General features: G+C 68.8%; 17 protein-coding genes. 10 read left to right on the top strand and 7 right to left on the bottom strand.

The annotated features are described in order from the left end of the window. The first annotated feature begins 85 nt into the window (after positions 1–85). Positions 86–703 (top strand): ferritin-like domain-containing protein, encoded by a 618-nt coding sequence (locus tag C1I95_RS01060; RefSeq protein ID WP_111211840.1) that lies wholly within the window; start codon positions 86–88, stop codon positions 701–703. Here the strand turns inward: C1I95_RS01060 and C1I95_RS01055 are convergent. After that, positions 666–3422, bottom strand: coding sequence for an ATP-binding protein (locus C1I95_RS01055; RefSeq protein ID WP_111211839.1), 2757 nt, complete (start codon positions 3420–3422; stop codon positions 666–668). The two genes, C1I95_RS01060 and C1I95_RS01055, sit on opposite strands and share 38 nt — an antisense overlap. A 219-nt stretch (positions 3423–3641) precedes the next feature. On the opposite strand from C1I95_RS01055, the gene C1I95_RS01050 reads away from it, so the two are divergent. Then, positions 3642–4607: an AraC family transcriptional regulator gene (locus C1I95_RS01050; RefSeq protein ID WP_233513178.1), complete on the top strand. Its 966-nt coding sequence runs from the start codon at positions 3642–3644 to the stop codon at positions 4605–4607. A gap of 19 nt (positions 4608–4626) precedes the next feature. On the opposite strand, the gene C1I95_RS01045 is transcribed toward C1I95_RS01050, so the two are convergent. After that, positions 4627–5565 (bottom strand): AraC family transcriptional regulator, encoded by a 939-nt coding sequence (locus C1I95_RS01045; RefSeq protein WP_111211837.1) that lies wholly within the window; start codon positions 5563–5565, stop codon positions 4627–4629. Positions 5566–5637: 72 nt separating this feature from the next. Here C1I95_RS01045 and C1I95_RS01040 point away from each other — a divergent pair, with 72 nt between their 5' ends. Beyond that, entirely contained in the window at positions 5638–6477 is an 840-nt protein-coding gene (locus C1I95_RS01040) for an NAD(P)H-binding protein (protein WP_111211836.1), read from the top strand. 71 nt (positions 6478–6548) lie between these two features. On the opposite strand, the gene C1I95_RS01035 is transcribed toward C1I95_RS01040, so the two are convergent. Further along, positions 6549–6875 carry a thioredoxin family protein gene (locus C1I95_RS01035; RefSeq protein WP_111211835.1) on the bottom strand — a complete coding sequence of 109 codons (327 nt, stop codon included), beginning with the start codon at positions 6873–6875 and terminating at the stop codon, positions 6549–6551. Positions 6876–6959: 84 nt separating this feature from the next. Here C1I95_RS01035 and C1I95_RS01030 point away from each other — a divergent pair, with 84 nt between their 5' ends. Further along, positions 6960–7448, top strand: coding sequence for a heavy metal-responsive transcriptional regulator (locus C1I95_RS01030; RefSeq protein ID WP_111211834.1), 489 nt, complete (start codon positions 6960–6962; stop codon positions 7446–7448). Positions 7449–7452: 4 nt separating this feature from the next. On the opposite strand, the gene C1I95_RS01025 is transcribed toward C1I95_RS01030, so the two are convergent. The 3 genes from C1I95_RS01025 to C1I95_RS01015 all read right to left on the bottom strand — a co-directional run bounded on the left by C1I95_RS01025 (position 7453) and on the right by C1I95_RS01015 (position 10560). Further along, a complete protein-coding gene (locus C1I95_RS01025) occupies positions 7453–8145 on the bottom strand; it encodes a hypothetical protein (RefSeq protein ID WP_146605605.1) in 693 nt (230 codons plus the stop codon). A gap of 137 nt (positions 8146–8282) precedes the next feature. Beyond that, a complete protein-coding gene (gene merB, locus C1I95_RS01020; protein WP_111211832.1) occupies positions 8283–8909 on the bottom strand; it encodes an organomercurial lyase in 627 nt (208 codons plus the stop codon). A 118-nt stretch (positions 8910–9027) separates the two neighbouring features. Next, entirely contained in the window at positions 9028–10560 is a 1533-nt protein-coding gene (locus C1I95_RS01015; protein WP_111211831.1) for a VOC family protein, read from the bottom strand. A gap of 157 nt (positions 10561–10717) precedes the next feature. Between C1I95_RS01015 and C1I95_RS01010 the strand changes: the two genes are divergently transcribed. Beyond that, positions 10718–11917: a lipase family protein gene (locus tag C1I95_RS01010; RefSeq protein ID WP_111211830.1), complete on the top strand. Its 1200-nt coding sequence runs from the start codon at positions 10718–10720 to the stop codon at positions 11915–11917. A 120-nt stretch (positions 11918–12037) separates the two neighbouring features. Continuing rightward, on the top strand, positions 12038–13462 hold the full coding sequence (locus tag C1I95_RS01005) for a CUAEP/CCAEP-tail radical SAM (seleno)protein (protein WP_111211885.1): 1425 nt from the start codon (positions 12038–12040) through the stop codon (positions 13460–13462). Here the strand turns inward: C1I95_RS01005 and C1I95_RS01000 are convergent. Next, positions 13459–14187, bottom strand: coding sequence for an ankyrin repeat domain-containing protein (locus tag C1I95_RS01000; protein ID WP_111211829.1), 729 nt, complete (start codon positions 14185–14187; stop codon positions 13459–13461). The genes C1I95_RS01005 and C1I95_RS01000 overlap by 4 nt on opposite strands. Before the next feature lie 20 nt (positions 14188–14207). On the opposite strand from C1I95_RS01000, the gene C1I95_RS00995 reads away from it, so the two are divergent. From C1I95_RS00995 to C1I95_RS00985, 4 genes are all read left to right on the top strand, one after another. Then, the gene (locus C1I95_RS00995; protein ID WP_111211828.1) at positions 14208–14411 is read left to right on the top strand and encodes a hypothetical protein; all 204 of its coding nucleotides are present in this window, start codon (positions 14208–14210) and stop codon (positions 14409–14411) included. A gap of 34 nt (positions 14412–14445) precedes the next feature. After that, positions 14446–14598 carry a hypothetical protein gene (locus tag C1I95_RS35070; RefSeq protein WP_158566236.1) on the top strand — a complete coding sequence of 51 codons (153 nt, stop codon included), beginning with the start codon at positions 14446–14448 and terminating at the stop codon, positions 14596–14598. A 148-nt stretch (positions 14599–14746) separates the two neighbouring features. After that, entirely contained in the window at positions 14747–15460 is a 714-nt protein-coding gene (locus tag C1I95_RS00990) for a DUF169 domain-containing protein (protein WP_233513177.1), read from the top strand. A gap of 111 nt (positions 15461–15571) precedes the next feature. Then, positions 15572–15922: an ArsR/SmtB family transcription factor gene (locus tag C1I95_RS00985; RefSeq protein ID WP_111211826.1), complete on the top strand. Its 351-nt coding sequence runs from the start codon at positions 15572–15574 to the stop codon at positions 15920–15922. Positions 15923–15984: the final 62 nt, after the last annotated feature.

Raw genomic sequence — 15984 nt, 5'->3', positions numbered from 1 at the left:
TGCGGCGGATCGCCGGCCGCGGTGGTAGGGGCGTTAGGTCGTTTGACAGATGTACGGCGGCGACTGACGTTCGACCATCGAATGCATGACGAGGCATGCCGGGCGGGAACCCGCCGGACCGCCACCACCAGCAGTACGGACGCGCGAGGTTCGCGATCGGGCCCTGCTGGACCTGGACGACGGGCCGGTCACACCGTCGAACCGCGCCGAGCTGACGGCGGTGGCCGGGCTACTGAACGTGTTGCTGGCCAGCCTGGTCGTGTCGTCGCTGCAACACGAGCAGCACGCGCTACTCGTCCGCGCACCAGCGGACCGGACGATCGCGGAGTTCCTCTACGCCTGTGCCGACCGGGACCGCGCGGGTGCGCGGCTGCTTGCGGCGCGCATCCGGCAGCTCGGGTTCGCCGCCGACCACGATCCGCAGCACCTGGCCGGCCGCTCCCGGGTGGCATTCCAGACGTTCCCCGACGGCGACCTCGCCGGCATCGTGACCCAGGACCTGGTCGGGGCGCGGATCCTCGTCCAGACATTGCAGGAGGCGGTGCGCTGGGTCGGCGACGACGATCCCACCACCCGACGGCTGTTGGAACGGCTGCTCGAAGAGAAGGAGGCGCAGGCCGCCGACCTCAGTGCGCCGTGCTCCGCCGCTCGCCGGCCCCCGCCGGCTACCGGGGATCAGGGCCGGGCGACAGGGCATCCCTGAGTCCGGCACGCGAGGCGACGCCGAGCTTGGGAAAGATCCGGTACAGGTGCGCACCCACGGTGCGGTGCGACAGGTACAGGCGCTCGGCGATCTGCTTGTTGGTCAGACCGGTTGCCGCCAGTTGCGCGATCTGGAGTTCCTGCGCGGTCAGGGCGAGCGGACCATCAGACGGTACGTCGGTGAGCCGGTACTTGGTGGCGCGCAGTTCGGCGTGGGTACGTTCGAGCCACGGCGTGGCGGCCATGGCCACAAATCCGTCCCGCGCGGCCAGCAGGTGCCGGCGGGCATGGGACGGCGACCTGGCCCGGCGAAGCTTCTCGCCGAGGACGAGCCGGATCCGGGACGCCTCGAACAGCCACCGCTCCGCCGCCGGAGTGGCCAGCAGTTCCTCCAGCCGCGTCGCCGCCGCCTCGTCATCCAGGACCAGGACCTCCGCGCCCGCCAGGATGAGCGCCATCCGGGTCGACAGCGCGGCAACATCGGCGGACCGCATCGCCTCGACGTGCGCTCTGGCCTCGACCATCCGCCCGGTCCGGACCGCCGCCTCAACCAGGTCGAACATCACCCAGGTGCAGTGCGGCACATGTGAGGCGAGCACGCCGGGCGGGCTCATGGCGGCGGCATGGCGGAAGGCGGCATCCCAGTCGCCTTGGCCCAGCGCGGCCAGGGTACGCGGATGATGGGCGAACAATGCTGCCGCCGACACACCACGGGGAAGTGCCCAGTGGCTCATCTCGTCGGCGAGGGCGTACGCCTCGTCGAAGCGACCCCGCCCGGCGGTGATGATCGCCCGGTTGTACCGGAAGTACCACGCGAAGAACGAGAAACCGCCCTCAGCGCAGACCCGCTGGCCCTCCCGCGCGAGTTCCTCGGCCTCGTCCCAGCGGCCGACGAGGTAGTCGTCCAGGCACAGGTGCATGAGGGCGCCGAGGTGCCGCCGGGGTGGCCCCCCGTCCCGGCCGTGCTGTACGAGCCGCCAGGAGGACTCGCGGCAGTCGGCCAGGCGATCCAGGTAGACCGAGGCCGTGCCGATCCGCATGATCCGGGTGGGATCGGCGTCGTCCGGCAGCGAGTCGAGGATCGCGTCGATCTGCGGCAGCGCCGACGCCCCGGTGCGCACCGGGTCAGGAAAGGTCCTGCTCGCCAGGGCAAGGACCTCGGGCGGCTGCGGTTGCAGCCGGCCCAGCGCCTGGTAGAACGGCTCCCAGTACTCGGGGGCGCTGCCGTACCAGCACAACAGCAGCAACGTGTGCATGGCCTCGATCAGCGCAGGATCCTCGGCCCGGTAACCGTGGTCGCCGGTCTCGATGGCGCCGACGAGGAGACGGTGCGCGGTGTTCACGTCACCGTCGCCGTTGAGCATCAGGAAGGCCGCCGCGTTGGCCGCGTGCAGGGAACCGGTGCCGTCCGGCGCGGCCCGGCGCGCATCGGTCAGCAACGTCTTCGCGTCGTCGATGGCGCCGCTGGCCTCGGCACCGATGTACGCGGCCTCGGCGAGGCGCCGGCCCCGGCCGGAACTCGTCAGGCTCAGCTCGGCGGCGCGGATCAGCGCCGCGACGGCGGCGAACGCGTCCCCGCGGAGCATGACGCGATGTGCCGCGTCCTCCAGCAGCTCCGCCACCGCCTCGTCCGGTCCGACGGCGGCCGCCGCCAGGTGCCAGGCCCGGCGTTCCTGGTCCCCGCGTAGTGCGTCGGCGAGGGCGACGTGTGCGTTGCGGCGCTCCTCATGGGTGGACATCGCCACGATCGCCGATCGGATCAGCGGGTGCCGGAACGCGATCCGGGCGGTGGCATCATCCACCCGCACAAGTTGCGCCCGTTCCGCCGGGGCGAGGTCGGCAAGACCAGGCTGATCGTCGGGAACGGCGCGCAGAACCCGGATGTCGCCGGTGCCCTCGAACGTTGCCAGCAGCAGCAACTGGCGGGTCGGCTCCGGCAGCTCGGCGATACGTGCGGCGAACAGCGCTTGCAGCCGCTCACTGAGCGGAACCACTTCCGGTCGCGCCGCCGTACGGTGGACAGCACCCACCAACGTCGAGGGCAACTCCATCAAGGCCAGCGGATTGCCCTGGGCGAGGTCCAGCAGCCGCTGCCGGATACGAGGTGTCAGCTGCGGAAAGGTGGCGTCGACCAGGTGCCCGGCCGCCTCGTCGTCGAGCGGCGGGACGACGATCTCGGTCAGTCCCCGCGGATCAAGCAGGCTCGCCGTTCCCGTCCTGGCGGACGCCAGCAGGCCGGCCCGGCAACCGTCCAGGCGACGGGCGATGAAGCTGAGCACGACCGCACTGGCCCGGTCGATCCATTGGATGTCGTCGACGAGCAGGACCACCGGTACATCGGCGGCGACCGCCTTGACCAGCAGCAGAGCGGCGTTGCAGACCAGCAGCGCGTCCGGCGGCGGACCGGCACGAAAGCCGAGCGCCACCGCCAGCGCCTCCCGCGGACCGGGGGGAAGGCGCTCAAGATCGGCGTGGACCGGCAGGAGCAACTGGTTGAGGCACGAGTAACTGACGTCGGCCTCGAACTCCGACCCGGACGCCCGCAACAGTCGCATCTGCGCCGCGACAGCGAGGTCCGCCGCGGCGGCAATCAGGGAGGACTTGCCTACGCCGGGCTCACCCCGGATCAGCCACGCATCGCCGCGGTTCCGTACGCCGGTCACGAAATCGGACAGCTGCTCAACCTCGGCGTGGCGGCCGAAGAGTTTGCTGGTCGCCATGCCAGCCTCACGGTGCCGGACGCGATGTGCCCCGGCCGCGCCCGGCGGATCGTCGCGTCACGTCGTTGACGCCGATCCGCACCTGGCGGCGCTGCTCATCGGTCACTTCTGCTCCTCGGGCACAGCCGGACACCTGAACACACATGAAACCAGTCCAAGACCGGTAGCGGCTTGCCCAAAAGCCGCGAAGTCTAGCTCGATCCTGCCCGATTTGACGGGGTGCGTGACGCCGGGGCCCGCATCATCCCGCCAGGTTGGGGGCACCGCCTCGCCGGGGGTTTAATCGCACGCATGGCCCTCGACGAGCTCCGCTGCCTGTTGGCCCGCCACGCCCGACCCGACCTCACCACCGGGATCGACGATGTGTTGATCTTCAAGGCCGACCGGCCGTACCCGCCGACACCGGCCATCTTCGGCAGGGTGCTCGCAGTGGTGGCCCAAGGCACCAAGCGGTTGGCGCTGAATGATCGCGTCTACCACTACGGTGCTGGGCAGTACCTCGTCGCATCTGTCGACCTGCCCGTGAGCAGTCATTTCACCGTGGCCAGCCCGGAGCTTCCCGGCCTGGGCGTCGGCCTGAAACTCGACCCGACCGCCGTTGCCGACGTGCTGCTTCAGGTGGCACCCGGCGACCTGCCGGACATCGGCAACGACGTGCCGGCCGGCCTCGCCGTCAGCACCGCGTCCGCCGAGCTCCTCGACGCCGTCGTCCGACTCGTCCGCCTGCTCGACCAGCCGCGTGACATCCCTGTGCTTGCGCCGCTGGTCAAACGCGAGATCCTCTGGCGGCTCATCACCGGCGGCCAAGGCGCGATGGTCCGCCAACTCGGCCTGCCCGACAGCAGCCTCAGCCACGTCGCCCGTGCCGTGCGATGGATCCGCGACAACTACATGCAGCGCTTCCTCGTCGAGGAGGTGGCGCAACAAGCGGGCATGAGCGTGTCCGCCTTCCACCGCAACTTCCATGCCGTCACCGCGATGAGCCCGATCCAGTTCCAGAAACAGATCCGGCTCCAGCATGCCCGACTCCAACTCGCCGCGTACGCCGACGACATCGCGGCCGTCAGCCGCCGCGTTGGCTACGGCAGCCTGTCGCAGTTCAGCCGCGAATACCGTCGCCAGTTCGGCGTCCCACCAAGCCAGGACGCCACACGTCTGCGCAACGCCGCCCAGGTTGCCACCTGAACTCGCGGACAGCGCCCCGCTACGTCCCGGCGGTCATCCGGTGCTCCCGGGGGCTTACGCCACGGCGGCGTTTGAAGGCGGTACTCAGGGCGAAGGAGCTGCCGTAACCCACCTGATGGGCGACCGCGCCGACGGTGGCGTCGGGCTCGCGGAGCAGGTCGGCGGCGAGAGCCAGCCGCCATTCGGTGAGGTAGGACATGGGCGGTTCGCCGACCAACGCGGTGAAGCGGCGGGCCAGCGCCGCCCGGGAGACCCCGGTCTTGGCGGCCAGTGACGCCACGGTCCAGGGCTGGGCCGGACTGTTGTGGAGCATTTGCAGGGCCCGACCGACGACGGGATCGCTGTGCGCCTGGTACCAGCCCGGGGCCTTGATTCCAGGGCGCGCGAACCATTCGCGCAGCACCGCGATGAGCAGTAGGTCGAGCAGCCGGTCGAGGACCGCTTCCTGACCGGGGTCGTCCTTAACGATCTCGGTGGCCAGCAGCGGGACCAACGGCGAGTCCCAGGAGTCGCCGGGAACGACCAGCAGCGGCGGCAGCGCGTTCAGGAGCCGTCGGCTGACCTCGCCCTGCATCGTGTACGTGCCGGTGAGCAGCATCGTTGGGCCGTCCGAACTGTTGCCCCAGGTCCGTACCCCCAACTCGGTCATCTCGGACAGTTCCTGCCCATCCGTATTGGTGCAGCGCTGGCCCGGATGAATGACGACCTGCGGCGCCGTGGCCGGGTCGTCGGCGACGGTGTACGGGTCGGGGCCGCGGATGATCGCCACATCCCCAGGGTTCAGCCGTACGGCCGCGCCCTCGTCGGGAACGACCCAGGCGTCGCCTCGGACCATGGCCACCAGGGTGAGCGGCGCCTTGTCTCTGATCGCTATCGACCACGGTGGGGTCAGGACCGAACGCAGCAGGAATGCGCGCTGGGCCCGGGGGCCGTCGAGAAGACCTACGACTGCGTCCATGTAGACGACTAAACACAAAATCGCGAGCATTGGCTATGTGCCGTCTCACGCCGCTGCACTTCACTGGTCGGTATGACGAACGAACGAGAGCAGAAGACGATCCTGGTCCTCGGCGGCACCGGCAAGACCGGCCGCCGCATCGTGGAACGCCTGCGCCGACGCGGAGTGCCGGCCCGGGTCGGTTCCCGCTCCGCCCAGCAGCCCTTCGACTGGACCGACCAGGCGACCTGGGCGCCGCTGCTGCGGGACATCGACACGGTGTATGTCTCCTACTACCCGGACCTCGCCGTGCCGGGCGCACCTGAGACGGTCGGTGCGTTCACCGAACTTGCGGTGGCGTCCGGGGTCTCCCGGTTGGTGCTGCTGTCCGGCCGCGGTGAGGAGGAGGCCCAGGTCACTGAGGGGCTCGTCCAGTCCTCCGGAGTGGAGTGGACAATTCTGCGGTCGAGCTGGTTCAGCCAGAACTTCAGCGAGGACTACCTGCTGGAGCCGGTGCGTGGCGGTGAGGTCGTCCTGCCGGTCGGGACCGTACCCGAGCCGTTCGTGGACGCCGACGACATCGCCGAGGTGGCCGTGGCGGCACTGACCGGGAACGGGCACGCGGGTCAGCTCTACGAGCTGACCGGGCCCCGATTGCTCACCTTCGGCGAGGCGATCGCCGAGATCTCCACGGCGACCGGCCGGAGCATCGACTTCGTGCAGGTGTCTCCCGGGCAGTACGCGGACGCGCTCACCGCCGAGGGCGTTCCGGTCGGGGTCGTCGAGTTGCTGACGTACCTGTTCACGACCGTGCTGGATGGCCGCAACGGCCATTTGGCCGACGGGGTTCAGCGCGCCCTGGGCCGGGCACCCCGGGACTTTGCCGACTACGCCGCGGACACCGCGGCGACCGGCGTGTGGGACCAGGAGTAGCGCAGGATGCGAAGAAATCGAAGACAACAGCGTTGCTGCTCTCTGGCTCCTTCTTCGATCCGGCTGGCAATCTACGCAGCCCCCTCGCCGCACACGGCTTGCTTCATTAGCGCGCGGCGAAGTTCCTCGACCGTTGGCATCCCTTGGTCGCCGCCATCCATCTTGCGGTACAGGCGGCAGGAGAGGCTGGTTGGTTCGTCTGGCCGACGGAAGGGGTCAGTGCCGTCGACGAGGATCGTCGGAGAGCCGTGCATGCCGGTGCGGTCGGCTTCGGCCGGCTCGCGTACGACCTGGTGGATGACGGTCACGTCGGTGCGGCCGGCGATCGCTTCGTCGAGCCGGTGGCTGAGCACAGCGGCGTGCGGGCAGCCCGGAACTGAGAGCAGCGTGACCAGCATGATCTCCTACCCTTCGGTGGCCGTTCGTGCTCGGCACGATAAACCTTCCAGCGTGGTGGAAGGTCAAGGGCGTACGGTTGCCTCATGCGTATCGGTGAGCTTGCCGCCGCCAGCGGCGTGAACGCCAAGACCCTACGGTTCTACGAAGAGATCGAGCTCTTGCCGAAGGTGAAACGGACGGCGGCGGGCTACCGTGACTACCCGCAGGAGATCCTGGCCCGCGTGCGGTTCATCCGCACCGCCCAGGCGGCTGGGCTGACTCTCGCCGATATCGGCAGCATTCTGGCCGTTCGCGACGGCGGGCATGCGCCATGTACGCAGGTCGCCGATCTCATCGGCCGGCACCTGGCGCAGGTCCGCGCGCGCATCGCGGAACTTGAGACCGCCGAGCGGGAACTGCGGCATCTCGCGGACAGAGCTGAGGCGCTCGACCCGTCGCAGTGTTCCGGAACGGACATCTGTCAGATCGTCATGGTGGGAGCGCGGCGGCCCGAACGCCGGCATGACGTTCGACCCGACCAACGGGGCATCGGATCAGGCCGCCGCACCGGCAGCGACTCGGGTACGCCGTGAGGCGTTACTCGTAGAGCTCGGGTGGCGCCGGGATGATCTTTCCGCCGGGCGGGACAGCGATCTTGTTCGTCGCTCCGATCTCCGACAGCTCCATCCGGTACACCAGTCGGGTGCCGTCGGCGCGGGGGAGCACCGTTTCGAACGACCGGACATAGCGATCCTCGATGACGGCCGTGAAGGGAATCGCGGTGGCCTTCGCCGTGAGGATGGTCCTCAGATGCTTCACGGTCATCATCGTGTTTTCCGGTCCGTCGATCCGGGACAGATCGAACGTGCCGCGAATCGTGCGGTCGTCGCTCTTGTCGGCGGTGGTGGCCGCCCCGGCCATGCTCAGCCCCATCGCCGGATCGGCGACTGCGGCGAACGCGCAGTTCACGCGCATGAGTCCGAAGATGAGCTCGATGAACGCCTCGGGTCCGAAGCCGAACTCGCCCTGGGCGTACATCCGGTCGGGAACCGTCACGAACGTGGACTGCGAGTATTCGGTGAGATGGGTGACCTCGGTGGCACGGGCTGCCGTTGAGACGGCGCCGGTGAGCATGTCCCGGTCCGCCCGTACGGCAAGCTTGTAGTCCGTGCTGCGGGTCGCGGCGACCGCCTCAAGGAAGACCTTCAGCGTTTCCTCGTCGGTTCGCTCTGATGGCGCGGCGACCGCCTGGCTGGCGGTCAGGGTTGCCGCGCTGAGGATGCCGAGCAACAGACCGGCCAGTCGGGTCGCGCGCATGGTGCTCTCCCATCATGACCATGCATTAACGAATCTCTATCAGCTTAACTCAGTGGGAGTGCGTGGGCTATCGGCAAAGCGACTCGGCTCGGCAGTGCCCCAACGGCGACTCACCCGGTGATTGCGGATCCGCTCGGCGTGAGCCGCTCTCGCCAGCGGGTGGCGGCCAGGTCACACGCGGCCACGAGCGGGAGGCACTCCCCGTCCACCCCGGCACCGGACGCCCAAACCGCTGCCACGCTCGACGATTCGAAGAAGTTGACGTTGGGGCACCACGTCGCCACGACGGATGCCCCCGGACGGTATGTCGGTACGTAGACCACGGCGGAGAGGTCGCCCCGAGCAGGGCGTCCCTGCTCGAAGTGAATCTCGACGACGCGACCGTCCGGCGGCGACGTCGAATGGATGCTGCCCGAGGCGTCGAGCGCGCCGAGGATGCCGAGGGCGTCGATCGCACACCAGGTGTGCCAGGTCCGTCCGGCGAGCAGGAGGCGATGCCGAGTGGTTTCCAGCGTCAGCCCGAGGGCGCCGGTCACCCGCAAGTTGTCGTCGCGCCGGACGCGTCCGGCGGCGACCAGCGCGTCAAGTTCGTGGTGCACGTCAACGTGGCCGGCCGCCGTCGCGACATTCAGCTGCGTCTCGGGAACCGGATTCCCGCTGTGCAGGAGACGGAGGAATGCCTGGCGGACGAGCTCGTTCTGGACCTCGCTCAGTTCGGGGAGAGGTAACGTCCGCACCTACGACCTCCGGAGGTGTCCTGCGGTCGGGCCATCACGACGCGACGACATCGGCGCTGGTCAGTGCCTTGGCCGGAGCCTATCGACGCGGGTCCGCAAGTGACCACCGGCTGTTCGGTCAGGGCTTCCCGCCGAGGACCTGGTCGGCTGCGGGCCCCGGAAGGCCGCGGTCCTCGGTCAGGTGGTGGTGGACCAACGCGACGGCGTCGGACGGCCGTAGCCGGTGATGGGCGAGGCCCGTGGTGATGCGGGCGAGGCGGCCGCCGTAGGACGCGGGCAGACGGTCGACCAGGCCCCGCAGCATCGCGTACTCCGCGGCCAGATACATCGCCCGCAGCGCCGGTGAGTGGAAGTAGCGCTGGTAGTAGCTCACGCCGCCAACGTGCACGACCTCCGGGCTCATGTCCTGCTGCCAGACCCGTTTCCCGTTCGCGGTCTCGCCGAGTGAGTCCTCGGTACGGTGCGCGAGTGGCCGTACCGGGTGGGTTCGGTACCCGTTGGCGTACGCGCTGACCTGGTAGGCGACAAGCGTGTCGAAGAAGGGGCTGCCGCCGGGTGGGCAAGGTCGGCCGTGCGCGTCCGGCGGCAGCACTTTCAGAAGTTCCCGGCGCTGGCGGGGGCTGGGCACCCGGCAATGGGTCCGGGGATGCATCAGAGAGATGTTCGAGCCGTTCCAGTCGTAGTTCGTCGGGCTCATCGCGGCTCCACCTCGTTGCAGCGCGTGGGCCGCCTGGAGGTTGACGAAGGCGAAGTGGGTGCAGGCGATCGGTAGCCCGTCGGCCACCGGGTAGGTCCAGATCCCGTTGACCGCGACATCGTCGGCGATCGTCGCCATCTCGGTGAACAGCTGCGGGGCGAGGACGAAGCAGTCGATGTCGAGCCAGCCGAAGTTACGGTCGTTGGCGCTGAAGAGGAACTCCCAGGTCGTGTTGTCATCGACGCCGAGGCGGATGTTGTGCAGTGGGCGGTCGACGTTCGCCCGAAGCCAGTCGACTTCGGCGTCGGGCAGGTCGGAGCCGAGGAGAACGAGGTTGACGTCGGCCGGGACGTGCCGCTGTGCCTGGTAGACCCAGTGCAACAGCCCACGGGTGAAGTACATGTAGAACGGGTCGGAGCCGCGAAGTGATCGGCAGAAACGGTGTAGCTCCCGCTGGTGTGGACGATCCTCACGGTCGCGGCGGGCCTGCGCCCAGGATCTGCGCACCGGTGCCGGTACCGCTGCCCGGGCGATACGGCGTGCGTTCAGCCGCCGGCGGTCGGCGCGTTCGGCGAACGCAAGCACGTTGCCCCACTTGTCGCGTACTTCGAGGGTGCGGTTCGACACGGGGGTGATACCGAGTCCGACCTGGACGTCAGCGTGACGTCGACGTAGGTCGGTGGCGAGGGCCTCGATGTCGTCCACCTCGAACAGGGCGTCCCAGGCCTGCTCCGCGAACTGGCGTAACGACACGTCGCCCGACTGCGTCACGGCCTGCAGCAGTACCGCGGCGGAACCTCGCCGGACCACCGCCGCGACCGGGGGATCTTCGAGCAGTTCGACGTGGGTGAACCCGAGCCGGTCCCGGTAGTACTCGGCGGCTTCGACGACCTGGTCGACCAGGAGACAGGGGACACCGTGCAACCGGACGTGTTCGCGGTTGATGCCACCCATCGCGTCCGCTCCTCAGTGTCACGGTGGTGCCGTCCTGGCATCCGGAATCGCGGATCTGACAGACGCTACCGCCTGTCGCGGTTCAGCCGCCAGAGCCGGCACGGCGCCCCACGACGATCCATGTCATCTGCTCCGCCCGGTTGGTAGCCTGCGTCGCATGCGGCGCGCCCTCGCACTTCTCACGATCCTCGGTGTGCTCGCCGGAGCCGGCTGCGACGGCACGAGCCCACCCGAGGCCGGCACCGCCGCCCCGCTGGTGACCCCCGGGCCGGCCGGTGACGCCTTCTACCAGCCGCCCACCCGGCCGGCCGACGCCAAACCGGGGCAGCTCATCTGGGCCAGACCGGTGCCGAGCCCGGACGGGCTGACCGGGTTCGCCATTCTCTACTGGTCCACGGCGACGAGTGGTGACCTGGTCGCCGTGTCCGGCGTGGCGTTCCAGCCGGAGGAACCGGCGTCGGCCGGTCCGCGGTCGATTCTGGCCTGGGCCCACGGGACGGTCGGTCTGGACGACAGTTGTGCCCCGTCGCGTGGCTACGCCCGAGGTGCTGGAGACTCACTTGCCCTGGTGCGGCGGGCCATCGCGGAGGGTGCGATCTTCGTCGCCTCGGACTACGAGGGGCTGGGGACACCGGGCGAACACCCCTTCATGGTCAACGAGGCATCGGCGCGCAACGTCCTGGATTCGATCCGCGCCGGCAGCCAACTGTTCGACGCGACCGGTGCGAGCGCTTTCATTCTCGGGCAGTCGCAGGGGGGCGCGGCCGCGCTGTACGCGGCCGAGATCCACGCCAAGTACGCACCCGACATCCGTCTGGTCGGAGCGGCGGGAGTCGCCGTCCCGGCGGGTCTCGACGAACTCGACGCTCAGCTCGCCGGTGGTCCCTACTTCGGCTACGTCCTGATGACTGCGCACGGCTACCGGACGGCGTATCCGCAGGTCGCGATGGACGGACTGACGGCGGCCGGCAGCACCGCCCTCGACCAGATCCCCGGCAAGTGCGTAGACGAGATTCTAGGGGAGTACGCCGACGGTAGGACGGACACCTACGGCACCGGCGCTGTCCTGGATGCACCCGAGGTCCGGGCGCTGCTGGCGAAGAACGAGCTCGGCGGCACGGCGCCGGACGTGCCGATCATGCTTGTGCACGGTGAGGTCGACGACACGATCCCCCTGCGAAATGCGCGCGAGTTGCGCCAGCGATATTGCGCCGCGAGCGCGATGATCACCGCAAAGCTCTTTCCCGGCAAGGGACACGTCGACGTCCTGCCCGCCGCCCTGCCCGAGATCCTCGCCTTCTTCAAGCAACGGCTGGCCGGTGCCACCGCCTCGTCCACCTGTGCCGCCCCTGCGTGAGACATCGGCGGCAGTGGTTGACTTCCGGTTAGCCGGATGCTTCGCTGAATCGCGGATCGCGCGAGAGGAAACGCGGTGAGTACTGCTGCCACGCAGGACAGGGAACGCGCCCGCCGACCGATACCCGTGCTACTGCTGTCGACGTACGAACTCGGCCATCAGCCCTTCGGGCTTGCCTCACCGGCGGCCTGGTTGCGCGCTGCAGGCGCCGAGGTGACGGCAGTCGATCTCGCTGTTGAGTCGTTCCCCGAGGCGTCCGTCAAGGCTGCCGAGGTGGTCGCCTTCTATCTACCGATGCACACGGCCACCCGGATGGCGGTCGAGCTCATCCCACGGGTGCGCGTCCTCAACCCCACGGCACACCTGTGCGCGTACGGCCTCTACGCGCCGGTCAACGAGAGCCTCCTGCGTGCGCTCGGCGTCGACACCGTCCTCGGCGGCGAGTTCGAGGCGCCGCTGAGCGCCCTTGTGTCCGAACTTTCGCAATCGCCGCCGGCCTTACCTCACCCGCCGGTACGGCAGACGCTGCCGCTGATCTCCCTGGACCGACAGACGTTCCGGCAGCCCGACCGGGCGGGACTGCCACCACTGACGTCGTACGCCTCGCTGCAACTGCCCGACGGCACCCGACGGACTGTCGGCTACACCGAGGCCAGCCGCGGCTGCAAGCACGTCTGCCGACATTGTCCGATCGTGCCGGTGTACGGCGGACGCTTCCGCGTCGTTCAGCGTGACGTCGTCGATGCGGACGTGGCCGCCCTGGTCGAGACGGGCGCCGAGCACATCACGTTCGGCGATCCGGATTTTCTCAATGGGCCGACGCACGCCGCCGCGATTGTCACCCGCCTGCACGAGCGGTTCCCGGCCCTCAGCTACGACGTGACGATCAAGGTAGAACACCTGGTCGCCCATCCGCAGATGATGCCGCTGCTGCGCGACACCGGCTGCGTGCTCGTCACCACCGCGGTGGAAAGTTTCGACGACACCGTTCTCGAGGTGTTCGACAAGCGACACACCACGAAGGATCTCGTCGTCGCCCTTCGCACGTTGAGAGAGGTCGGGATCGCGGTCAACCCGACGTTCGTGGCGTTCACCCCGTGGACGTCGCGGGAAAGCTACGCGGACTTCCTGACGGCGGTCTGCAACCTGGGTCTGGTGGAGTCGGTGGCTGCGGTGCAGTACGCCATCCGCCTACTGGTCCCCGCGGGGTCACGGCTGCTCGACCGTACCGACATGCAGGAGCACCTCGGAACGTTCGACCCCGAGGGACTGTGTTACCGCTGGACCCATCCGGATCCGCTGATGGACGAGCTGCAAAGTGCCGTCTTCGCCGTCGCCGAGGATGCCGCACGCGTCGGGTGGAGCCGAGTCGAGGTCTTCGATCGGGTACGGCAGCATGCTGCGCAGCTGCTGGGTGGACCGGAGGCGGAGAAGCTGGCCGCGTTGGAACCGACAGCGAGCACCTCGGTGGCAGTTCCCTACCTGACCGAGCCCTGGTTCTGCTGTGCGGAGCCGGTTCGCAGCCAGCTGGAACCCCTGCTCTAGGGTTTCGGGACCAGGTCCAACTCGTCCGGGACGGCGAACGTCAGCACCTGCTGGCAGAAGGTGATCCAATCAGGGGTTACCGCATCGAACACGACATCCTCGCCCGGCCACATGGCGCGGGTCACCGTGTAGTCGTCGTGCAGGAAGACAACGCTGTCGTCGGTCAACTCGTCCGCCCGGGCGGCCGCGTCCCATCCGGCGGCGACACGTAGCTGGCCCAGCTGATACGCCTTGCAGTACGGCCGCCACAGGTGATCGTCGGCGCTGGTCGGGTCGAGGCGCACCTGCACCGATCGCAGCGCCCGGGCAGTGTCCAACCGGCCCGCCGCGACGGCGATGTCGTACGCCGTGCGCTGCTCCGGCCCGGTGCCGAACGGGTCGGCACCGTGGTCGAGCAGTAGCTGCACCATCGGCGTGTCGCCGCGGCCGGCGGCGCGATCCAACGCCGACCAGCCGTCGTCGTCCCGCGTATCGACGATCGCACCCGCATCGAGTGCCGCCGTGGCCGCCTCGATTGATCCATTCGCGACGGCGGTGAACAGCGGCGCGGACTTGTCCTGGCTTTCGGACACGATGTGCTCCCGGTGGTTGTGCACACGTACCTTTCGGACATCGTAGGTATCGGGAGAACCGGATGCCAGTTGCACGTGGAGGCGAGCAGGCCTGTCCGGCCGGGTGTTGACATCCGGTTTTCCGCAAGGTTCCGTATCGGTGAGCGCCCGCAACGAAGAACGTCATTGTGGCGATGGCACGGGAGGTGGGAGTGCTGCCCGAGCAATCAACCCGCCTGGCGTCGATGGCCGAGGCCGTCCCACCGCCGGCGGCGCAGCGTCCTGAGATTTTTCCGCGCGGAGTCCGGCCCGCCGTGTTCCGGGCACTGTGGCTTGTTCTGCTGCTGCTGTTCCTGGTCCTGGCCGGGCTGGTCGTCCAGTTCGCACGGCTGCGATGACAGCCGTGGCAGGCGGCCGGAAGGAGGTGAGGTTATGGCCCAGGTTGAAGCGGAGCTCTCGGCGCTCGAAATGACCGACGAGGAGCTCGCGCGTGTGTTCGGCGGATACGTGGAGCCGGTGGACAGCGAGTGTCCCCCGGAAATCGCGTCCGTCGACTACTCGACGTCCGAGTCGGTGGTGCTTTAGTCGGCCCGATCGGGTAGCTGTGGCTCGACGTGTCGAACGGGGCACGTCGAGCCTTTCAGGTCCTGGCACACATCTGCGCCGAAGTGATCCATCAGCGTCACCAGCACAGGTCCATCCCTACCGCTCATGATCGGGGCATCAAATGACCATGCCGCAGTACCGGGACGCCGCCACGGAGATCAGCGCGCTGCTCGACCTTGAGCAGCCGCCGGTCGCGGTCGCGTTCGTGGAGCAGGTCCCTGACGGGGTCGAGACGACCACCGCTGTGTCCCCCTCGGCCTGCGCCTTCTGGCGGCGGGGCGAGCAGGAGGTGTTCTTCGCGGCCGCAGCGCAGCACTACAACTGCCCGGTGGGTTCCATGGTCATGGGCTTCGATATGCCCGCCGAGGTCATGCAGGAGCTCGGCGGCCTGGTGGAAACCATGTGCGGATGGTCCTACCTGGGCGCTGAGGAGGGCGCCAAGATTCCCTCGGTGGGCGGCAACGCCGGTGGTGCCGTCTACGGGCCGCTGGGATCGTTTCCCGTCACCCCGAAGGCGGTGGTGATGTGGCTGACCCCAAAGCAGGCGATGGTGTTCAACGAGGCCATCGGCACGGCGAGTTGGGCGGCGACCCCGGCCCGGGTGGGTGGACGCCCGGCCTGCGCCGCGATCCCGTTGGCCCTCGGCTCCGCGACGCCGACCCTCTCGTTCGGCTGCATCGGCATGCGGACCTTCACCAGCATCGCCGACGACCGGATGCTCGCCGTCGTGCCCGGTGACCAGATCGAGTCGTTCACCGCGGCCCTGAGGTCCACCGCCGAGGCCAACGGCAAGATGCTCGGCTTCTACCAGAGCCGACTGGCGGCGGTCACCGCATCGTGACCGTTCGCAGTTGGTAGGCATCCACCAGCCGATGGCGTAGCGTCGGTCGAACGGCCATGCAGGCCGCGGCCGGCGCCGCGCCGGCGGGACGCCTCCGGGAGGTTCGACCGAATGGGACGGCCGGCCACTGTCGCCCCCGACAACACGCCACTACCGGAACGGGAGCTGCTCGCCCGCGTGTTCCGCACGCTCGGCGAGGCCCGGCGGCTGAGCATCATCGAGCTGATCATCGAGCATGGCGAGCTGTCGCAGTCGGAACTGTTCCAGCGGCTGAGCATCCCGCAGTCGCGCGCGTCAGAACACCTGCACTGTCTGGTCTGGTGTGGATTCCTCACCGTGGAGCGACGCGGGCGCCGGCTCATCTACCGGGTCGCCGACGAGAGGGCGCAGGAGTTCCTCAGGCTGGCTCGGACGTTCCTCAGCGAGAACGAGGCGGCGATCACCACCTGCCGCGCGCTCTGACGAGCCCTTGTCCCGCCACTCGCCGCGTGTCTAACATCGACGAAAACCGGTTTACCGGATTC

This window comes from Micromonospora craterilacus (assembly GCF_003236315.1).
GTDB lineage: Bacteria > Actinomycetota > Actinomycetes > Mycobacteriales > Micromonosporaceae > Micromonospora > Micromonospora craterilacus.
Note: the sequence above shows the minus strand (reverse complement) of the source record. Positions and strands in the feature narration are given on the sequence as shown.